Origin of the sequence: Nocardia sp. NPDC005998, assembly GCF_040614395.1 — a bacterium.
Lineage (GTDB): Bacteria > Actinomycetota > Actinomycetes > Mycobacteriales > Mycobacteriaceae > Nocardia.
This window is the reverse complement of sequence record NZ_JBEXUI010000006.1, coordinates 108,835-129,031: the sequence shown is the minus strand read 5'-3', so window position 1 is coordinate 129,031 and position 20,197 is coordinate 108,835. Positions and strand designations below refer to the sequence as shown.

20 protein-coding genes are annotated in these 20,197 nt (G+C 64.4%); 10 read left to right on the top strand and 10 right to left on the bottom strand.

Annotation, left to right across the window (positions count from 1 at the left end):
- Positions 1-35: 35 nt before the first annotated feature.
- The 6 genes from ABZ293_RS12000 to ABZ293_RS11975 form a co-directional block, all read right to left on the bottom strand.
- Positions 36-1,766 carry an asparagine synthase-related protein gene (locus ABZ293_RS12000; RefSeq protein ID WP_355179770.1) on the bottom strand — a complete coding sequence of 577 codons (1,731 nt, stop codon included), beginning with the start codon at positions 1,764-1,766 and terminating at the stop codon, positions 36-38.
- Positions 1,767-1,900: 134 nt separating this feature from the next.
- Complete coding sequence (locus ABZ293_RS11995; protein WP_355179768.1) at positions 1,901-2,032, bottom strand: keywimysin-related RiPP; 132 nt, start codon at positions 2,030-2,032, stop codon at positions 1,901-1,903.
- Between the two features lie 759 nt (positions 2,033-2,791).
- Entirely contained in the window at positions 2,792-3,139 is a 348-nt protein-coding gene (locus tag ABZ293_RS11990; protein ID WP_355179766.1) for an IPT/TIG domain-containing protein, read from the bottom strand.
- Between the two features lie 285 nt (positions 3,140-3,424).
- Positions 3,425-5,014 carry an FAD-dependent monooxygenase gene (locus tag ABZ293_RS11985; protein WP_355179764.1) on the bottom strand — a complete coding sequence of 530 codons (1,590 nt, stop codon included), beginning with the start codon at positions 5,012-5,014 and terminating at the stop codon, positions 3,425-3,427.
- Positions 5,014-6,195: a macrolide family glycosyltransferase gene (locus tag ABZ293_RS11980; RefSeq protein WP_355179762.1), complete on the bottom strand. Its 1,182-nt coding sequence runs from the start codon at positions 6,193-6,195 to the stop codon at positions 5,014-5,016. The genes ABZ293_RS11985 and ABZ293_RS11980 overlap by 1 nt, the downstream gene beginning before the upstream one ends.
- Positions 6,196-6,205: 10 nt before the next feature.
- The gene (locus ABZ293_RS11975; RefSeq protein WP_355180011.1) at positions 6,206-6,808 is read right to left on the bottom strand and encodes a CatB-related O-acetyltransferase; all 603 of its coding nucleotides are present in this window, start codon (positions 6,806-6,808) and stop codon (positions 6,206-6,208) included.
- 215 nt (positions 6,809-7,023) lie between these two features.
- Between ABZ293_RS11975 and ABZ293_RS11970 the strand changes: the two genes are divergently transcribed.
- The 5 genes from ABZ293_RS11970 (at position 7,024) to ABZ293_RS11950 (ending at position 11,585) form a co-directional block, all read left to right on the top strand.
- Complete coding sequence (locus ABZ293_RS11970) at positions 7,024-7,884, top strand: helix-turn-helix transcriptional regulator (RefSeq protein ID WP_355179760.1); 861 nt, start codon at positions 7,024-7,026, stop codon at positions 7,882-7,884.
- A gap of 410 nt (positions 7,885-8,294) precedes the next feature.
- Entirely contained in the window at positions 8,295-8,978 is a 684-nt protein-coding gene (locus tag ABZ293_RS11965; RefSeq protein ID WP_355179758.1) for a helix-turn-helix domain-containing protein, read from the top strand.
- A 66-nt stretch (positions 8,979-9,044) separates the two neighbouring features.
- Positions 9,045-10,631, top strand: coding sequence for an NAD(P)/FAD-dependent oxidoreductase (locus ABZ293_RS11960; RefSeq protein ID WP_355179756.1), 1,587 nt, complete (start codon positions 9,045-9,047; stop codon positions 10,629-10,631).
- Positions 10,632-10,902: 271 nt separating this feature from the next.
- A complete protein-coding gene (locus ABZ293_RS11955) occupies positions 10,903-11,154 on the top strand; it encodes a CopG family transcriptional regulator (protein WP_355179754.1) in 252 nt (83 codons plus the stop codon).
- The gene (locus ABZ293_RS11950; RefSeq protein WP_355179752.1) at positions 11,151-11,585 is read left to right on the top strand and encodes a PIN domain-containing protein; all 435 of its coding nucleotides are present in this window, start codon (positions 11,151-11,153) and stop codon (positions 11,583-11,585) included. The genes ABZ293_RS11955 and ABZ293_RS11950 overlap by 4 nt, the downstream gene beginning before the upstream one ends.
- A 121-nt stretch (positions 11,586-11,706) precedes the next feature.
- Here the strand turns inward: ABZ293_RS11950 and ABZ293_RS11945 are convergent, their stop codons facing one another.
- Positions 11,707-12,270 (bottom strand): hypothetical protein, encoded by a 564-nt coding sequence (locus tag ABZ293_RS11945; RefSeq protein WP_355179750.1) that lies wholly within the window; start codon positions 12,268-12,270, stop codon positions 11,707-11,709.
- Positions 12,271-12,773: 503 nt separating this feature from the next.
- Here ABZ293_RS11945 and ABZ293_RS11940 point away from each other — a divergent pair.
- The gene (locus ABZ293_RS11940) at positions 12,774-13,361 is read left to right on the top strand and encodes a hypothetical protein (protein ID WP_355179748.1); all 588 of its coding nucleotides are present in this window, start codon (positions 12,774-12,776) and stop codon (positions 13,359-13,361) included.
- Between the two features lie 49 nt (positions 13,362-13,410).
- Here ABZ293_RS11940 and ABZ293_RS11935 read toward each other — a convergent pair whose 3' ends face one another.
- On the bottom strand, positions 13,411-14,055 hold the full coding sequence (locus ABZ293_RS11935; protein ID WP_355179746.1) for a TetR/AcrR family transcriptional regulator: 645 nt from the start codon (positions 14,053-14,055) through the stop codon (positions 13,411-13,413).
- A gap of 69 nt (positions 14,056-14,124) precedes the next feature.
- Here ABZ293_RS11935 and ABZ293_RS11930 point away from each other — a divergent pair, with 69 nt between their 5' ends.
- The 3 genes from ABZ293_RS11930 to ABZ293_RS11920 all read left to right on the top strand — a co-directional run bounded on the left by ABZ293_RS11930 (position 14,125) and on the right by ABZ293_RS11920 (position 17,070).
- Entirely contained in the window at positions 14,125-15,000 is an 876-nt protein-coding gene (locus tag ABZ293_RS11930; protein WP_355179744.1) for an NAD(P)H-binding protein, read from the top strand.
- Between the two features lie 34 nt (positions 15,001-15,034).
- Positions 15,035-16,069 carry an amidohydrolase family protein gene (locus ABZ293_RS11925; protein ID WP_355179742.1) on the top strand — a complete coding sequence of 345 codons (1,035 nt, stop codon included), beginning with the start codon at positions 15,035-15,037 and terminating at the stop codon, positions 16,067-16,069.
- A gap of 596 nt (positions 16,070-16,665) precedes the next feature.
- The gene (locus tag ABZ293_RS11920) at positions 16,666-17,070 is read left to right on the top strand and encodes a hypothetical protein (RefSeq protein WP_355179740.1); all 405 of its coding nucleotides are present in this window, start codon (positions 16,666-16,668) and stop codon (positions 17,068-17,070) included.
- 157 nt (positions 17,071-17,227) lie between these two features.
- On the opposite strand, the gene ABZ293_RS11915 is transcribed toward ABZ293_RS11920, so the two are convergent.
- Both ABZ293_RS11915 and ABZ293_RS11910 read right to left on the bottom strand, forming a co-directional pair.
- A complete protein-coding gene (locus ABZ293_RS11915) occupies positions 17,228-17,860 on the bottom strand; it encodes a response regulator transcription factor (protein ID WP_355179738.1) in 633 nt (210 codons plus the stop codon).
- A complete protein-coding gene (locus ABZ293_RS11910; RefSeq protein ID WP_355179736.1) occupies positions 17,851-19,080 on the bottom strand; it encodes a sensor domain-containing protein in 1,230 nt (409 codons plus the stop codon). Before ABZ293_RS11910 ends, ABZ293_RS11915 begins: the two co-directional genes overlap by 10 nt.
- A 336-nt stretch (positions 19,081-19,416) precedes the next feature.
- On the opposite strand from ABZ293_RS11910, the gene ABZ293_RS11905 reads away from it, so the two are divergent.
- Positions 19,417-20,094, top strand: coding sequence for a CPBP family intramembrane glutamic endopeptidase (locus tag ABZ293_RS11905; protein WP_355179734.1), 678 nt, complete (start codon positions 19,417-19,419; stop codon positions 20,092-20,094).
- Positions 20,095-20,197 lie beyond the last annotated feature (103 nt).

Here is a 20,197-nt window from a genome sequence, read left to right as displayed (position 1 = left end):
CCATGTTCCTGCCGTTCCCTCATGTTATTCCTGCGCTATTGATTTCGCGGTTCGACGAAATTGCGCTCCAGGTCTCGTAGCCAGAGCTCGCATGCGATCGTTGTATACATCGTTCCTTGCTCCAATTCGAACGAACTGGGATTCGCGCACAACTGCTTCAGTTTCTTCGAATCGATGAGGCCGATGTCGCCGAGCCGCGACTCTTCCCATAGCGCCACGAGTTCGTCGCGATGCTTTCGCAATCCGATCTCGACATCATGAGAGCCGTCGTCCTTCGTCTGCCGTTGCAAAACCACATCAGGAACGATCCCGCGTACCGATGCCCTGAGCAGGGGCTTATATGTCCATGCGCTGACCCGGTGCTGAACGGCCACCGACAAGGAAGCGGAGATCACTCTGTCGTCGAAGTAGGGTGCGGCCAAAGGTGGTCCACCCGCAGCCAATGACATCCGATTCAAGACCGCCACCGTTCTGGCGCCCTCAATTACAGTCTCCAGTTCAACATGACATCCACGCTCGGGAGCCAGCGGTTCGGTAGCGGATGCCATCCAGAAGATGCCTTCGCTGATTGCCTTTTTAGCGGTTTCTGTCGCCCACACCGGCACGGATGGAATAATTGCCCAGCCCAACATCGGTTTACGCTTTTCTGGCACACCCACGATCGGCCTGGAGTTCTTCTTCCACCACGAATGGAAACCGGTCGGCTCAACAGCGTCGTACAACAGGTCTCGCAATCGCCATCCGCCAAGGGCCCCAAAGCCCCGCAACCCCCGCCACGCGGTGAACGGACGATGCCACAGCAGATCCCGATAGCGGGTGGGTAAACCACTGAAGATGTGGTCACCCCCGTGGCCGGTCAGATGCACACTGGGACCGAAAGTCGACGCCAATCTTGCGAGCGCACCGACCCGACTTCTGCCGACGATCAGCGGTGACGGCTCGTTCAACCAGGTCGGCCCATCCTCCAGCCCGGCATATGTAAAAGGTAACTCGGAATCCGGGAGAATCGTGTGTTGCACTTCTGGCAGGTGCTCTGCGGCGCGCAAAGCCCACCCGAGGTCCTCATTGGCAGAATCGCGTCCGCGCGCGGTCAGTAGCTTGATCTTTGCCGGTCCCCTCGCGGCTATGAAGCTTATCGATGTCGAGTCGTAGCCGCCGGAAAGCTCGGAAGTAACCGTGCCACCCGCAGCTGTGCGAGCCGATACCGCACCCACAAGCCGGCTCCGGACCTCATGCGCCCCTTCATCGAGGTCCCGAACCAATGTCGTTTCCGTCCTGTCCCGGACCGACCGGGACGTCCCCCTCGGCGTGATGATCAACCCGGAGCCTGGGGACACCGGCTCGATTCCATCGAGCAACGGACGTTGTGCGAGGTGATGGGGTATCGGCTCGAGCAGATGCGCGGCGAGGGCGCCGACATTGAGCCCTCCGCCGACAAGGTGCTGCAGGGCGTGCACCGTGTCGGCAGCAATGTCGATACCGTCCACTCGGGATCGGTACAGGCTGCGAGACCCGTATATGGAACCATTCACATAGATGTCGCCATTCACATTGACGACAGAGTGAAAGCATCCATCGATCGCGTCGAGAACGACTCGCCATCGGGCTGCCGAATCAATCGACATCGCATACTCGAGAACCGCGTCTTCGTCGATCAGAGCGTGTCCGAGTATCGCTACTCGCGCCGCGCGCCCAACCTTGTACAGGATGGGCCGGTCTCGGCAATTTCCAACAATCATCGGCCGTTCCGAAGCGTGCTCGGCCAACACTTGTCCCCACGGGAGAAGACGCCTGGCGATGCTCGCTCCCCCCTCATTATCGGGGAGTATGACGAATCCTGTCCGAGCATCGCCAGTCATCTGTTAACCTCCTGCGATTCGAGCTCGCCTATGCTGCCGAATCAAATCATTCCGCGACGTCCGACCAGCAAGTCGGATTCCGTCGTGAAAACCCCTCCGGTAAGTGTTCGAAAGTCCCCGCACTTGGCAACGACCGGCTTCTCGTACGCCTTCTTTTCCGGGTTCTCTTCCATATTTCCTTTTCCTTTCTTTACTCGCACTCCGCCTGGGAGGCGCTCTCATCCTGAGCCGGGTCTGCACCGGTTCAGAAGAATCAAATGAAATCGACAAATCTATGTTGTCGAAGCAAATATCGTCTGGGCTGGACGTGTTCGTCGACTAGATGCCGAATCGGCAAATATCGGAGATAGATAGACTTCTGGCCGATGTGCTTGTTGACACAGGAAATGTCGTGCCGGCTTTGTCAACTCTACTGATCAACCCCCGTACCGAGTCCGAACAAATATTTGGTCGTCGTTCCGGACGTACAGCTGCCACCCAACACGGTTATTTCGGGCTATTTTGCGAACCATCCCCCGTGCCGCCTGGCGATTGCTCCCCGTCCCCGATCACCATCTTGCGCTGTAGTGTGCAGCTCGTCAAGTAGTCGACCCAGAAAGTCAATCTCGAGTGTGCACAACGGGACTCGGGGTCGGCGCTCGCCTGCTCCAGTAGCAGCGAGGAGTTGGCCGCTCCCGAGAATTGGGAAACTCGAACGCGCGCAACCGTTGTCATCGAGTGGAATCCGCTCAACAGTGCCGTCGCCGAACAGCTCGTTCTCACCGGTCCGCGTCAACGGACGGAACTGCCCCCGTCCGATAGCGGTGCGGTCCCGCAATCGTGTGGCCCGAAACAGCAACGGCCTCAGCTTATTACGCGTCGAGGCCGCGTCCCGCGACGCAACTGGGCCGCCGGGAGGTGTTGCCCACCGGCGGCCCAGCCACTCCTCATTGTCAGGAGTAGGAGTAGGAGATTCCGTTACTGGTTCCGCCTGCGGTCGTTACGGTGATCAGCACCGTCCCCGCCGTCTCGGCCGGGGATACCGCCGTGATCTGCGTGGCTGAGTCGACGGAGAACGAGATCGCCGGTGTGCCACCGAAACTCACCGCGGTCGCGCCCGTCAGGGCCGTCCCGGTGAGGGTGACGGCGGTTCCGCCGGCCGTTGTGCCCGACGTCGGACTTACCGCGGTCAGGGTCGGAACCGCCGCGTAGGTGAACGCGACACCGTCGACAGTTCCACCCGCGGTGGTGACGGTGACCAGCACCGTAAGGACTTCGACGATACGGTCCGCTTGGAGCATCTGCTGATCGAATCGGCATCCTGATAACGGCGCTCGCTGAATCCGCTCTGGCACAGACTCTTCGACGGACGCGGTGGCAACAACGGCTCCCTTCCGCGCGGTCTACCTCGCCCTGGTGCCCCGCACCGCCCTCGACAGCGCCGAACCTCGGCCAGGTGTCGGAGGCGGCGGGTTGTCGGAATCGCAGGCCGTGTGGACAGCAGGGCCTCGAACTGTAGGTGTGAAAGCCCGAGTGCCGGAGATTCGCTCGACACTTGGGTCAGCTTCGTCCCCGGCTCGGGCTCGTCATAGACCGTTTCGTTGAATCGATTGCTCGGAAGTGGGCCTCGACGGCACGGGCCTTGTACTGGTCGTCTCGTCGACCGTTCCGAACCATGTCGACAGCGCGGCCCGCAGGCTGGTGCCGGCGGGCTCGTCGATGGTTGCGGCCCAGGCGATGTGGCCATCGGGGCGGATCAGGAGGGCGTCGGCAGGGTGGTTGTCGGTTTTGGCGGTGTGAATGTCGATGCGGTGCTGCCAGTCTCGCGCGATATCGCGGAGGTCCGTGCGGTCGGCGAGGTCGAGCAGGACGGGCCGTCCGTCGTGCAGGAGTTCGGCGACGCTGGTGGTGCCGTCGTCGGTGTGCAGGGCGAGGTTCGGCAGGAAGGTGCCGGTCAGGGGGTGGCAGTTGGGGTTGGGCGGCGGGTAGCGGATATCGGTTCCGGCGATGAGAGCTGCCATGCGCTGCAAAGGTTGTTCGTCGGTGAGCAGTTCCTGGAAGACCTGCCGCAGTGCTTCGGCGGCGGGGTCGTGCCCGCGCCGCAGCGCGACCTGCGCCTGAGTATGCAGCATGGTGCGTGTCGCGGCGAGACGGCGCTCGTCGTGATAGGTGTCGAGCAGGCCGTCCGGTGCCCAGCCCTGGACGTAAGCGGCCAGCTTCCAGGCCAGATTCACCGCATCGAGCAGGCCGGCGTTGAGTGCCACGCCCGTGGCGGGGAACAGGTGGGCGGCATCACCGGCGAGCAGGATCCGGCCGTCGCGGTAGCGTTCGGCATGGCGGGCCTTGAAGGTGAAGCGTGACAGTCGATACGTCTGCGCCACAGGGAAGTTCGCGCCGAGTACGCGGCGGATGCTGGCTTGCATTTCGGCCACGCTCAGCGGTATGTCATCGTCGTATTCGGTGGTCTCTTCCTCGGTGGTGTAGACCGACAGCACGTCCGAGGTGGGCGATGCCCCCATCCCGAAAAGGCCGCGCTCGGTTCGGGTGAAACCCGCACGGATCGCGCCGAATCCGGGAACCTCGAGGTCGCCGTTGTCCAGCCGGGTCACCGAATCGGAGACGGTGATCTGGGCCAGCCGATTTACCTCCGGATACACGGTGCCGGGGAATGGGATTCCGGCCAACTCGCGCACTCGGCTGTGGGCGCCGTCGCAGCCCACCAGGTAGTGGGCAGTCGCCCGGTATGTGCCGTCGGGGCCGCTGATCTGGGCGGTGGCGGTGTCGGCGTCCTGGGTCACGTCCAGCACCCGATGCCCGCGCCGAATGTCGGCACCGAGCTCACCGGCGTGTTCGCCGAGCAGTTGCTCGAGCCGTTGTTGCGGCAGTGGCAGGGCGTGCATCGGAGTCTCGTTCAAATGGGTGAGGTCCACGTGTACCCCGCCGAACGGGAACCGTGGCGCCGGCATCGGCTCGGTGCAGGCCGCTTCGAACCGTTTCAGCAGGCCCCGGTAGCGCAGCAACTCCAGGATCTGCCCGCCGAGACCGCCGGCCTTCGGGGTATCCAGGGGCTGTGGCCGACGCTCCAGCACCAGCGACCGCACACCGGCCGACCGTAGTTCGGCGGCCAGCATCAGGCCGGTCGGTCCCGCGCCCACGATGACCACGTCGGTGTCCATCACACCGCTCCCTTCAGCTTGTTCTCGATGAGGTCGGCGGCTCGCCGGGTGCCGCCCTCGGCTCGGGCGTCCGCCCGCAATCGTGCGGAGCGGCGGGCGAGTTCGGCATCACCGACGATGCCGAGCAGGGCAGCCCGCAGGTTGTCGGCGGTTGCGTCGGAGGTGTCGATGCGGCGGGCCACGCCCAGTTCGACCAGCCGGTCGGCGTTCATGAACTGTTCGGCGGCCTGGGGCACTGCGATCATCGGGACGCCCGCCAGCAGCCCTTCGCTGCAGCCGCCCATGCCGGCATGGGTGACGAACGCGTCGGCTTGTGCCAGGATCGCCCGCTGCGGAACCCAGGAGTGCACTTCGACATTGGCAGGGATGGCACCGAGTTCTCTTGGGTCGGTGTGCTTTCCGATCTGAAGGACGATGTGCCAGCCGGGCAGGTCGCCGAACGCCGCTAGGCATTGGCGGTAGAACTCCGGTTGGCGTGTGTACGCCGAGCCCAGTGAGATCAGCAGGACATTCGCTACGTCGGCCGGGCGGGCCCAGGCCTGCGGCTCTGTGCTGGTATCGAAGCACGGGCCGACGAATGTCACCGTATCCGTGTCGACCAGGTCGGCGTGTGGCTGCATGGCACGGGGAATCAGCGCCAGGGCGCGGTCGGGTGGCCCGACGAAGACGTCGACGTCGGTGGTCGACGCGCCGCAATCGGCGAGCCATTGCGCGAACCTGGCACGGTGGGCGTCGGCGCCCGGCAGCAGGCGCAGGGGCGCAGCGACGTCCTGGTCGAATCCCTTCCACGCCACGAAGGTCGGAGACAGTTGCAGGAGAGGGCGGTGCTGTATTTCGGCGAGAGCGCGTGCGGCGTAGGCACCAATGTCGTACAGGTAGAGGTCTGCGTTGTCGCCGTCGTAGGCGGCGTGCAGCTCGGGGAGTGCCCGAATAGCATTGTCCAGGAAGAGATTCTGCACGTCGATGGGATCGTCGGGCCAATTGTTGTCGGCGACCGGCAGCGCGGCGGTACACGACACGAATTCCGCTCCGGTGGCAATGATCTGGTCCGCGACCATCGGATCGTTGGCGTAGCTCACGCGATGACCACGGGCCACCAGCTCGCGAATGATCTCGAGGCTCGGCAGGACGTGGCTGATAATCGGAATGCCGACCATCGCGATATGAGCGCGAGAAGACATTGGGACTCACTCAGTTCGGGGCAGCGGCTTCGAGATCGGCGATGCTGCCGGACATGATCGTTCGGATGTGCTCGGTGATGTGCTCGAGCGGCCAATCCCACCAGGCCAGCGCCAGCAGGCGGTCGATGTCCTCGGCGTCGTAGCGGGTGCGGATGAGCCGGGCCGGATTGCCGCCGACGATGCCGTAATCGGGCACATTCCCCGTGACCACGGAACCGGTGCCGATGATCGCGCCGTGGCCGATCCGCGCACCGGGCATCACCGTCACGCCGTTGCCGATCCAGACATCGCTGCCCACCACCGTGTCACCGCGGTTCGGCAGGGCGGTGACCAGATCGACATGTTGCGACCATGACCCGCCCATGATCGGGAAGGGAAAGGTGGAGGGGCCGTCCATGCGGTGGTTGGCACTGTTCATGATGAACCGCGTGCCGGTGGCCAGTGCACAGAATTTCCCGATGATCAGCTTCTCGGGGCCGTAGTGGTACAGCACATTGCGGGTTTCGAAGGCAGTGGCGTCGTCCGGGTCGTCGTAGTAGGTGAATTCCCCGACCTCGATCAGTGGCGAGGTGACCAGCGGCTTCAACAGCACCACCCGCGGCTGCTCGGGCATGGGGTGGAGCACGGTGGGGTCCACGGGTACGAGCGCGGGCCGATCGAGCAAGGCAGAACTCCGTCTATCCGTCGGGAATCGGGGTACCGGCGAAGGACCGAATTCCCCGCTGGGTCAGATCAGCATCGCGGCCGGCGAGAACCGCGCCAAGGGCACGGTCCGACCGGAGGACGAGCCAGCCCTAGGTCTGGCAAACCCACCCTAGACTCGCAGGGATGTCTACGAAGTCCGAGCTGAGTGCGTTCCTGCGGTCTCGTCGCGCACGATTGCGACCGGCCGACGTCGGACTGGTCGATTCCGGCGGCCGTCGCCGGGTGCCCGGATTGCGCCGTGAAGAGCTCGCTCAGTTGGCGGGCGTCAGCGTCGACTATTACGTGCGATTCGAGCAAGGCCGCGTGGACACCGCCTCCGACGCGGTCATCGACGCCATCGCCTCCGCCTTACGTCTGGCCGTCGACGAACGCCTGTACCTCTACAGCCTCGCCCGGCCGCCGAAGGTCGTCGCGCCGAGCCGCGATCGGCCGGTCGTGCGTCCGGCGCTGCGGCAGCTGCTGGACTCCTTGACCGGCACACCCGCCTACGTGGTCGGACATCGCACCAACATGCTCGCCTGGAACCGAGCAGCCGAAGCCTTGTTCGGCATCGATTTCGCGTCCGTGCCCGAGGATGAACGCACCTGGATCGATCTTGTCTTCCACGACAGCCACATCCGTCGCCTCGTCGCTCACGACTGGGATTCGATTGCCACCGGACTCGTCGCCCACCTGCGCCTGGTCGCTGGCCACCGCCCTGATGACCCCGACTTGAATCGGTTGCTGCAGCGAATGACGGTCGGCAGCTCCGAATTCCACGACATGTGGGCCACCCGGAACGTCACCGATATCGCCTACGGTCGCTGGCGTTTCGACCATGACCGGGTAGGCGCCCTGTACCTCGACTTCGAATTCATTCCGCTCCCAGCAGACCCCGGTATCTGGGCCATCTGCCTGTATTCCGCCGAACCCGACACCCCTTCCGCCGCAGCCTTGCAAGCCCTGATCACACCAGATCCGGACCCGATGCCCGGGATGAGCTGAACCCAGGCCGTCAGTGCGAGACCTTCTTGGAAGGGAACTTCGACCAATGCCTGCCTCAATACTGGACAGCGACACCTTCGAGATCACCGACTGCACTACGTTCTGCGCTCGCGCCACATCGCTGTCGATCCGCCGCCGATGGAACCCCTGCGCCGGCCGGTAGACAGCGACCGACGAACCAGGGCCCAGAAGCGATGCCTCGGCGGCCTTCGTCGGGCGTGCCGCCTACGGGATGGTCGGCACCTGGCCGGCCATTACAAGATCACGACGCGTTCCATGTGCTCATGGCGATCGGGCAGTTCACCTGAGACCGTGGTGAGCAGCGCTTCCATGCCCGGAATATTGCGGTGAGCTGGCGTGTTGGACGTCACATTACATTCGCCGCGGGAGACCCTGAGTTGGGTGGTGTTGTGAGCGAAAATCCTGTCGAGGCGCACGTTGGCCATGCCCAACGTGACGGTCGCGGGGTGATCGAGACCGCGTTCGCGCTATTGGATTACATATCTGTGCTGGAACCTGTGCGGCTTGTCGACTTGGCCGAGGTAAGCGGATTCGCCCGGCCAACCGTGTATCGGATGCTGCACCAGCTGATCGAGGTGGGAGCGGTTCGGCGCGACGGCAGCCGTTATCGCCTCGGCGCCAGCCTCCTGGGTTTGGGCGCGCGCGTCGCGCCGGAGCGTCGACTGCGTGTTGCGGCCCGGCGACCGATCGCCGAACTCGCCGCCATCACCGGCGCCGCTGTGAGCCTGTCCGCGACGGTCGGCGATGAAGTGGTGTTCCTGGATGCGGTCGAGGCGCGCGTGCCACTCGGGTTCGTCGCGGAACCCGGCGCTCACGTGCCTTCGGGCACCGCGCAGGCGCGGGCGCACCGTGAATTCGGTCGGACAGCGCCGATCGTTGACGTGGGTGGTGTGCAAGCGGACCTGAGTTGTGTTGCCGTTGCAGTGCCCCTCGGAACCGGCGACGTGGCCGCAGTTTCCACGGTCGTCGCCGGCGCACGCCCGACGCCCGCGCTGATCGCGGCCACCCGAACTGCCGCAGCCAGGATCGCCGGACTGATCCGGGCGCCGGAAAACCGCTCAGCACCCGGATAGCGAGAATAGTTCACTGAATGGACGTTGGGCGGCAGCCGATCTTGCTGCTTTTTATCGTCGGATGGTATGTCCGCTACAAACAGTTTTGACGTCATCTTCGTCGGCGCTGGGCACAATGCGCTGATCGCTGCGAGCTATCTGGTCAAGGAAGGCCGCAGCGTGTGTCTGCTCGACCTGGGCCCGGATCCCGGTGGTTGGGTCCGAACCGAGGAGCTGACCCTGCCCGGCTTCGTCCACGACACGTTCTCGGCGCTGCACCCGATCTTCGTTGGTGGACCGGTGTTTGCAGAACTCGGCACCGAACTTGCCGACTACGGTCTGACCTATGTGCAGGGCAATGTGAGCACCGGGGCATCCTTTCCCGATGGCCGCTCGGCCGTGATCGAAACGAATTCGGATGCGTTGGCCGCCGAGCTGGACCGGCTGGGCGAACGAGACGCATGGACGCAGCTCATGGCCGATGTATCACCACAGCTCGGGTCGCTCGTGCCGCTGTTGGGCATGGATCTGAATTCACCGGAGGCGGTAGGACTGCTGGACGAGCTGAACCGTCATTCCGCCTCGCATCTGCCGTTTTCGACGCTGCTGACGAGTTCGGGACTCGACCTGCTCGGTGCGCGATTCTCCAGCGAGGAATTGATCATGGCGTGGTTGCCATGGTTACTGCACATCGGGCTCAGCCCGTGGGACGCCGGCGGTGCGCTGTGGTCGGTGCTGCTGATGGCTACCCTCGGCGCAGGCAACCCCACCCCGATTGGTGGCAGCGGCCGGCTCGCCGAGGCGCTTGCCGGGCTGGTCACCGCACACGGTGGTGTGATCCGGACCGGCGTTGAGGTGGACGCCATCGTGACCGAATGCGGCCGCGCTACGGGTGTGCGGACTGTGCATGGTGAGCACCTGACCGCTACCGAGGCGGTGGTCGCCACCACCACGCCCGAACAGCTGTATGGGCGGCTCTTGGGTGACGCGCCTGGGATCCCCGAATCAGCGCGGGTGCAAGCAAGCCGATATCGGTATCGCCGCGGCTGCTTTCAACTCAACGTGGCCCTTTCGGCGCGTCCCCACTTCGCAGACTCCCGGCTCGACGGCGGCGGCGGAATCAACGTGGGCCGCGGCCTGACCGAACTTGTCACGTCCGTTCGACAGGCCGAAGACGGATTATTGCCCGCAAATCCGTCGATATCCTGGCACGAGGCCACCGCGGTCGATCCCGAGCGCGCGCCCGCGGGACGGGCTGTCGTCCGACTGCAGGTTCTCGATGCACCGCTCCATCCTGCCGGTGATGCGGCCGGTGTCATCAGGGTCGACGGCGGGTGGACGGCTTCGGTGGCCGAACAGTTCGCTGATCGGGTGATCACCGAAGCGGCACAACACATTTCCGGTCTCGAACAGATGGTGATAGGGCGGCACATCCTGACGCCGACGGACTTGTCCCGCATCAGCCCCAACGCCGGCCCGGGTGATCACGCTTCCGGACACAACGCGCTGTCTCAGGCATTCACCCAGCGCCCGATCCCGGCGCACCGCGGGGGCTACGCCACCGTCGTGCCCGACCTGTACCTGATCGGTGCGGCTACCTGGCCGGGGCCCGGTGTCGGCGGAACGTCGGGCCGAGCCGTCGCGCGCCGCTTGCTGAACGACAATCACCGTTGATACCGGGAGAATATCGAAGCGGTGCCAACCCGCAGGGGGCGCCGAACGACCGGGCTCGCCGTTATGTGGTCCTGAATCTAGATTCGATATCAGCATCAGCAGCAAATGGCCGTGGTCACTGCCAGCCCCGATGGGGCTGACCGCCACGCGACGCACCGCCATCACCCGCACACAACAGAACATGGGCCTTGCCGCCCGGCCGATGTGGGGGATTGTGAACGGCCGTGCGTATGGGCCGGCCAGGATGTTATGGTGCGGGTACCATAACCTTATGGGCTTGAAGAAGACAACGGTCATGGTCGACGAGGCCGACCTCGAGTTGGTGAAGATTGCCGCGGCCCGCGAAGGGCGGCCGGAGTCCGAGTATTTTCGTGAAGCCTTTCATCTCGCCGCGATACGCACTCGCCGATGGGATGAGGCATGGGATATCCCCGTTCTCGACTACGGGCATGCGGTGACGGCGGATGAGATCGATAGCGCTGTGCGAGAAGCGGTCACCAACACCGAAGCCGATGCTGGGTGATCGTGATCGGCGACGCCTCGGGTCTGGTTGCCGCTTTCAACTCCGCAGATCCCGAGCACGTCGACGCGCGCGCAGCGCTCCAGCAGGCGGCGCTCACCATCGTTTCTCCACTCGTCTTGCTCGAAGTCGAACACATCACCACCCGAAATCTCAATCGTCAAGCCGCTTATGCGGTCAATGATTGGTTGTTGGCACAAGAGCACACCGGACGCATCGAAGTGCCCACGATCTCGGCGGACCTGTTGCGGGTCGCGCGCAAGGTGCAGAACAGATACATGGCCATGCGCCTGGATCTCACCGACGCCACCAATGTGTCATTAGCCGAGCGATACGAAACTGTGGAGGTGCTGACACTCGACCGACGTGATTTCCGCGCGGTTACCCCGCTCACTGGTCATACTGCGTTCCGCCTGCTGCCCGACGATCTCTAGCCGATCTGTCGAACCCTCTCCGACGTCGCTGCCGAACTGGACGGCGAGCTGGGCGACGACGAGGGCGCGGCCGGATTCCGCATCCAGGCATCTCTCCCGATCCGTCGCGCCCACAGGTGCATCAGCTTCTGCGCGTCGCGTCCACTACACAGGCATCTACGGCTCGCACCCGCTCGTCTCCCGGCGAGATACTCAGCGGTGACGACGAGGCTTTCGGGAATTGCGAGTTGCTGCGTGCGCCACCGGTGGAGGCGAAGACGACGTGGTCGCGCAGGATCCACACGTCCGAACGCTCTTCCATCTGTCCGGATGCGTCGAGGGTCGTTGCACCGAAGAACGTGAGACGACCGTCGATGATCACCGTGGCGTTGGTGAGCCGGTAGCCATCCATGATGAGGCCCGCTTGCACCTGCGCGACAACGTTTTCCGACGCTGGCGCGCATCGCGGATCGGACAGGGACGCGGGCGCAGCGGCCGGTGTGGTTGGCGTCGCGGTAGGGGCTGAGCTGCTCGCTGTACTCGTCGCAGTCGATTCCGACTCTTCGTCACCCAGGCCGAGCGCCTTTGAGATGAGCACGACGAGGACTATCAGTGCGAACACACTGACAACGCTGGTGATCAGGGCGCGTACCACAGCATTGGCTTGCCCGCGTATGTCGAGGCGTTCGTCTGGTTCGATGGGCATGGGAGTCTCTCTGTGTGATCGACGGATTGGAACCGTGCTGCGAGCACCGAGTACCAGGCACGCGCGGGCATCGTTGCAGACGGCCGAATCTGGCAGCGGCACAACCGAAGCCAGACAGGCAAGGGGTCATCGACGGTGTAGATGTTCGGTTCTCGGCCACGCAGACTGCGGCCGAACATGTTCGTGCACACCGGAATCGACCCGGTTGCGCCGCTCTGCACGGTCACGTGGATCCAAAGCCACAGCAGCGATACCAAGCAACACCAGCACGATGATGACGCCCACGACAGATCCGCCGATCAACAACAACCGTTTCCTATTCCCTGGACAGATGCGCGGCACGAACACCGCCATCGATGATCTGATAGCCCTTGCGGCACAAATACTTTCATGTCACACCTCCACAAACCAGCCCCGCGAGCGCGGCCCTGCCATGCACTCGGGTTACCACGGGTACCTACGTGGTTCGCTACTAGGTGCACCATCGGCAATGCAACAAGCGGATGTTCGGCAAAACCCGCAAGAACTACGGCTACTACACCTGCCAGCCGCAACTGGATCGCGTCGACAACCCAGAGGCGTACGTCGACCACCCCCGAGCGGTGTACGTACGCGAATACGCGCTGCCGGAATGCGTACAAACCTTCTTCAACGAGCGAGTGTTCGGTCCCGACCGCACCGTTCTGCTACGCCACCAACTGCGCGGCCACGCTCCAGCGACCGCCACGACATCGAGCAGCGGATCGCCGCGATCGAAGACGATCGCCGAGGTCACCCGCCGCCAGAACAACCTTCTAGGCGAACGCGAATCCTGCTCCACCTCCAACGGTGGCGAGGTCGCCGACGCCTGGGTCGAGCGGCTACGCCACCGGTTCGCCGAACTCGAACACAAACACCGCACCAAAAATACCGAGCTGGACTCCGCGAACGAGCGAACCACCATGTGCGCCAAGCCGAACCAGCACGCGACAAAACACGACAGGCCGGGCAACAACCGAAAAGTTGCCCATGTTTTCGGTGCCCTCGGCAGGACACGCAAAACATGGGCAACTGGGAAATGCCTGGTCATTGTGGGTGTATATCCGGTTTGACGCTCCGTTGGAGGTGCGATGTGGCAATGACTGGCGCTGCCGGGAGTTGTCAGTTCCCGGAGGTGAGCTGGTTCGCCGCAGCCGACGGCTGCAGCACAATGCGGCACAGGCGCCGGATCCGGTCGAGATCGACATCTGCCATCAGGCGCTCCTCCTCTGGTACCTCGTCGACGATGGGGTCGATTCCGAACAGCAGGCGCGGAAGCATCGGGTGGACGACGAGGCCGATCAGCTCGGTCGCCGCCACCTCGGCCTCGCCGGTCGCGAGTCCCGAGGTGGTTTCCAGGTGCGTCGCGAGATCGCGGGCCGTGGTCCCGAAGAGGACGTCGTAGAGGCCGGCCGCCAGATCCGGCAGCCGGTCGGCCTCGGCGATGCCGAGACGGAGCATCCTGGCGACCGAGGACCACCGCAACAGCTGGACGAAGCGCCCGCAGTACCGCACGACCGCTTCCGCCGGTTCGTCGGCGTATTGCCCGGGCGTGCGCATCCGCTGACCGAACAGGGCGCGGACGCGCTCGACGACCGCGAGGAACAGCGCGTCCTTGGTCGGGAAGTGCGCATACAGAGAACGCTTCGACGTTTCCGCCCGCGCCGCGATCGCGTCCATCGAGGTTCGCTCGAAGCCGTCCTCCAGGAACGCGAGTTTCGCCGTGTCGAGGATGTGCTCTCGCAGCGCTTCACCGCGTCGGGCCATTGTGTGCCACCTAAAGTATACGGTACAGTTTAGTTTACTTTGATTTTCCGAGGATAGGAGCAATCATCCATGATCGTTGTCACCGCCCCCACCGGGCAGATAGGCAGCAAGCTGGTCGCCACGCTGCTCCAGCGAAGTGAACCGGTGCGCCTCGTTGTCCGGGATCCGGACAAGCTGCCCGCCGAAGTGCGGCAGCAAGCCGAGATCGTCGTCGGGTCGCACTGCGATGGCGATGTCCTCGACCGTGCCCTCGACGGCGCCGACGCGTTGTTCTGGCTCATGCCGGCAGCTGCGAACGCGAGCAGTCCCTACGAGGCGTACGTGACCGCCTCGATCCCCGGCGCCGACGCCGTCGTGCGCCACGGTGTGCCGCGCGTCGTGATCGTTTCCGCGCTCGGGCGAGGATCGCAGATCTATGCGGGCCACATCTCCGCGTCGCACGCGATGGAGGACCTCTTCCGCAGCACCGGCGCGCACGTGCGCTCGCTCGCTCTGCCCGCCTTCATGGACAACGTCCTCCGGCAGGTGGCCACGATCCGGAACGGGGTCGTCTCCGGCACTCTCCCAGCCGATTTCACGATGCCCTGGATCGCGACGAAGGACATCGCCGCACTCGCTGCCGAACTCCTGCTCGATCACGCCTGGACCGGGCAGGAGTCGGTCGAGGTCCTCGGCGGAGAAGACCTCTCCTACCTCGACATCGCGCAGATCCTGACCGAGGTTCTCGGTGTGCCCATCCGGTACGAGCTCGGGGACCGCGCTGCCATTCGCCGCTTCCTCGTCGATCGCGGCGTCTCCGAGGCGATGGCCCAGTCCATGGTGGACATGGACCTTGCCGGCGAGCGCGGCATCAACAACGGCACGGCGCGTACCGCTGGGAACACCACACCCACCACCTTCCGCGAGTTCGCCGAAGAGACCATCAAACCGGCGTTGGCCGGTTGACCGTCTTCGCACCCGACTTCACTGGGAGCTCCTCATGACGCTGATCTGCATCGAAGAACATGCGGTCGACCAGTCGATCGCCGAAGCGGCAGGCCCGGTCCTCGCCCGTGAGGCGCCGTACATGCGTGCCCAGAGTTCCAGCTCCTCGCCGGTGCGCCCCGGTGCCGGCCGACGACCCGCCGTCGACATCCACGAAGCGATCCGCCTCGGCACCGACCTCGGGCAGGACCGCATCCGGCGGATGGACGAGCACGGCATCGACGTGCAGATTGTTTCCTGGACCAGCCCAGTCCAGCTGGTTCCCGACGACAGGGCGATCGCCCTGTGCCAGTCGGTCAACGACCGGCTCTCGAAGGCGGTCCTCGCTAGCCCCGATCGCCTTCAGGGGCTGGCAGCGTTGCCGTGGCAACTGCCCGCCGCCGCCGTCGACGAACTCGACCGCGCCATGACCGACCTCGGTCTGCGCGGCGTCCTCATCCTGGGACGTCCTGGTGCCGGGTTCCTCGACGAACCCGCCTACCAGCCGGTCCTGGACCGGATCGCCGCACTGCGGGTGCCTCTCTACGTGCACCCTTTCCATCCTGTTCAACAGGTGCAGCGGTCTTATTACGCGGGTTTCAACGACAAGGTGACCGCGGAGTTCTCCCTAGGCGGATGGGGCTGGCACCACGAGGCCGGCATTCACGTGCTGCGGCTCATCCTCGCCGGAGTGTTCGAACGACTTCCCGACCTGCAGGTCATCAGTGGCCACTGGGGCGAGATGGTCCCCTTCTACCTCAGCCGCCTGGACGACGTCCTTTCGCCGGGCGACACCGGGCTGTCACGCACGATCGCCGAGGTCTACCGCTCCAACGTCTGGGTCACGCCCAGCGGGATGTTCCATCGCCCCCAGTTCGACTTCATCCGTGCCGAGGTGGGACTCGACCGGGTGATCTGGTCCACCGACTTCCCGTTCCTCCACCTCGGCGGCGTGCGTGAGTTCCTCGACGAACTCGACATCACGCCCGAGGAACGGGAGGGGATCACACATCGCAACGCTGAGCGGCTTTTCCGGCTGAACGGCGTGTAGTCAGCCGTCGATCGCCCGCTCCAGTGTCGATCCGCATCCACGCCGAAATCGGGCATGGTCTCGGCAACGATCGTGCCGTGGGCGGTGAATTATAAGGATGGGAACGGTACCGACCAGCGGTTTTCGTGAGGGATGCTGACTATCGAAGCGGGGTTCGGCTATCCGAAGCCTGATTGATCGTTCGGCATCGGGTCGTCGGGCATACGCCAGTCATTGTTGGAGTGGTGGGTGTCCGACGATCCGTGCGGGCGGTATCTTGCCGACAACGTTCCATCCTCACCTGCGCGTTTCGCGCCGGCGCTGCCGGAATTCCGGTAGTGCCGGCGCGAGAAACACCGGATAGTGCCTGGCGATGGTCGGTGGTGCCGGAGCCGGATCCTAGGAGGTCGGCCCACCTGGTTCGAAGTCGCGTCGGACTCAAACCATGGCGGGGACCGGGGCGGGTACCGGGGTAGCTGGTGACCCAGATGTCGAACGGGAATGTGTAGGTGCGAATTTCGGTGGTGGGGACGTCTCGACAGTGTCGCAAGCACCACCCTGGGTTGGGGAGGCAGCGCTACTGTGTGGGTGTGCTGACGTGCCTACCGTTGGCGATCATGACGCACAGTAATGAACTGCGGGCCCGATTCGCAGCGGGTACGGGCATCACCGCCCTGATCACCGCCACCGCCGCGATACTCTCCCCCCAGGCCGCCGCCAGGGAAGTAGCCCCTGGACTGAACTGCAGCGACGACTACACATGCAGTAACAACACCGATGACACCTACCGTGTGACCTGGCAGATGAACTGCACAACCGGCATGGGACAACAGGCCACCAGTTGGGTCGGCCCGCACCGGACCGAGGTGTTGCGCCCTTCCTGCCCGACGGACTGGAAGCCTGGTTTCGGACACGATTTCACCGAGTGGATAACGGGTCACCCACGCAGCATCGAATACCTCGGCGCGCAGGTGGACAACGATCCTGCCTCACAACCGACCCCAGCTGGGTCCGTTGGCTGAAATGACACCGCCTCCGAACCACCGCTGAGACTCGCCGATGGCTCGATCGCGCTCGAGGTCCACGGCCACCACGGTTCCAGGACCACCGCACCCGCCAAGCTCCAGCACGCCGACATGCAGAAGTGACGGCCTCTCTCGGGCGCTATCCGGGCTGCATCTATTGACTGAGGTAGGCCAGCACGGCGAGGACGCGGCGGTGGCCGGTTTCTTCCGCTGGCAAATCGAGTTTGGTGAAGATATTGCCGATGTGTTTGAGGATGGCGCGATCGGTGACGGTGAGTTTTCGGGCGATCTCGCCGTTGGCATAGCCCTGGGCCATCAATTCGAGGACTTCACGTTCTCTGGGCGTCAGGGTGGAAACGGGGTCGTGGCGGGTCATGAGCTGATCGAGGACTTCGGGGTCCATGATCGTGCCGCCTTCGGCGATGTGGTGCAGGGCTCGCAGGAAGTCGTCAACGCGTGCGACACGGTCTTTCAGTAGATACCCGACCCCTCCGCCGTCACGGATCAGGTTACGGGCGTAGCTCTGTTCGACGTATTGCGAGAAGACGAGTACAGGCTGGCCGGGAATTTCCGAGCGCACGCGCAATGCCGCGCGGATGCCTTCGTGGCGGAAGGAAGGAGGCAGCCTGACGTCGACGATGGTGACGTCGGGGCGGTGTTCACCGACGGCGGCAACGAACGAGTCGCCGTCGCCGGCAATCGCCACGACTTCATGGCCTACCTTCTCCAACAGCAGCGAGAGTCCCTGAGCGAGTACAACATTGTCCTCAGCGATCACTATGCGCATGGGCACTCCGCTCGCAAGATCGTCGGTCCTCCGGCGGGACTGTCCACGGTGAGAACACCATCGAGTGCTTCCAGTCGCCGCCGCATGCCGGACACACCCGTGCCGCCGGACTCGTCGACGCCGCCACGCCCGTTGTCGCGTATCTCGATCGTGACGGATTCGCGGATCGCGCGGATCTCGACCAGTGCTGCGGTGGCGCCCGAATGACGGGCGATGTTGGTGAGCGCCTCAGTGACCACGAAATAGACCGCCGCTTCCACTGCAGCAGGCGGGTTCTCGATGATCTCGACCCGCACACGAGTGGGAACGGTGCAACGTGCCGCCGCGGCGGACAGGGCGCCGTCGAGTCCGTAGTCGGACAGGATCGGCGGATATGTGGTGCGCAATACGGTCCGCAGATCGGCCATCGCGGCTTCCGCGCCGTCGCGCGCTTGCTCCAACAGCGGCGCGACCGAGGCTGGATCGCGTTGCAGCACACGCAGTGCCAGTCCCAATCGCAGTGCGAGGGCAACCAGGTGCGCCTGCGTGCCGTCGTGCAGATCGCGCTCGATGCGCCGGAGGTCCGCAGCGTGTGCGTCGATGGCTCCGGATCGGGTGCGCCGCAGTTCGGCGACCTGTTGCGCCATGCGCCCTCGTCTACTTGCTCGTAGGCCCGCCCACGACAGCCACAGGCCCGCGTGAGCGACCCACGGCCCACAAACGACGGCCGCCGCCACGGTGATGACCAACTGCACGACTCCCGCCGTGAACGCCGACATCCACCCGGTGATCGGGACATTGGCGATGATTCGGATGGGGTCGTCGGTCGGGAACAACCACCACAGCCACATCGCCGCGAAGCAAAGCAACGGCAACACGGACAGTGCGATACCCAATGCACCCAGCAGAGTTCCGCCGAACAGCATGATCACGGCCCATCGCAACTCGCGCCATACCGCTGGGTCGACCACGAGCGCGGGCAGCCACCGGAAAGGCCGCCCTGTCTGCGGTTCGAATCTTAATTCCAGTGACCCGCCCAGCCTGCGGCGTTCGGCATCCGCGATCCGTCCGAGAAGCCATAATTGTGGTGGCACGAGTACAAATCCAATGCCCACAACACACGTGACCGCGGTATAGGCCATCGCGGGCACCGCGATGATCGCGTAGAGGCCGATCCCGAGCGTGACCGCACTGGCGCGCACCCCGCCCCACACACGATCCCACCGCAACACACCAGACACCCCAAGAGTCTCTCATCCCGGCTCAGCCACCGATGGTGTCGCAGGATCCACCATCGGCCGGGGTGCGCACGTCACCGCGCGACCACCGTGACGTGCATAGCGTTGCCGAGCGTGACGAATCAGAGCGAATTGCGTTCCACCACTGGAGATCATCGAAATGATCCGATCAGACGGGCTGTCCGGGAGCTGTGGTATTTCGTGCCGGCCGCCTATATCGGCGCATGGTTGGTGGCGGCGCCCTTGTGGCTGTCGGGATTCCGGCGTGCGGCGCCGTCACAACATGCGGGGCCGTTGGTGGCGGCATGCCTGTTCACCATGATGGTGGTCCCAGCCGCGGTGGCGATCGTGCTGGCTCGACGGCATTATCCATGGCGCAGCTTGCCGCGGATCCTCGCGCTGGGCCTGCCCCGTTCGCCACGGCGCGTCCTGCTCCAATGCCTCTACGCCAGTATGGCTTTGCCTGCGATCACCGCTGTGGGCTTGATCCCTGCAGCCGTGCTCGGCACGTATCGACCGACATGGTCGGATTCGTGGTGGTCGTTGCTCGCACTACCGGTATCGGCGCTGGTTTCCCTTCCGCTGTACCTCGGCGAGGAGATCGGTTGGCAGGGATACATGATGCCGCGATTGACACTTCGCTTCGGCACTGTGGCGGGCATCTGCCTTGGCGGCGTGCTGTGGGGTCTGTGGCATCTGCCGATGACTGCGCTCGGCGGCAGCTATCCCGGCCATCCGCTGTACATCGCGATCCCGGTGGCCGTGACCGTCGCGGTCGGCGCAGGCGCCTTGATTGCCGTCATCCGGATAAAGACTGGTTCGGTTTGGCCCGCAGTGGCAGCCCACGTCGGATTGAACGAGTTCGCGCTACCACTGCCACGACTCACCGCTTCCCCCGATCACGTGCCCGACCCCCTGCTCGTAGGGCCGCTGGGCTTGCTCACTTTGCCGATTCTCATCATCGCCGCAAGCGCCGCCCTGCGCACCGTCCGCGACGTGCGTTGCGTGATGGGCTGACGGTGTACTTCAAGGTTCGGCCTGTCGGTGGTGCGGAGGGGGAGCGTGTCGCTGCTGCGCAGGCGAAAGCAGTTGCCGCACTGTTGAAATGGCAGGTGAATTG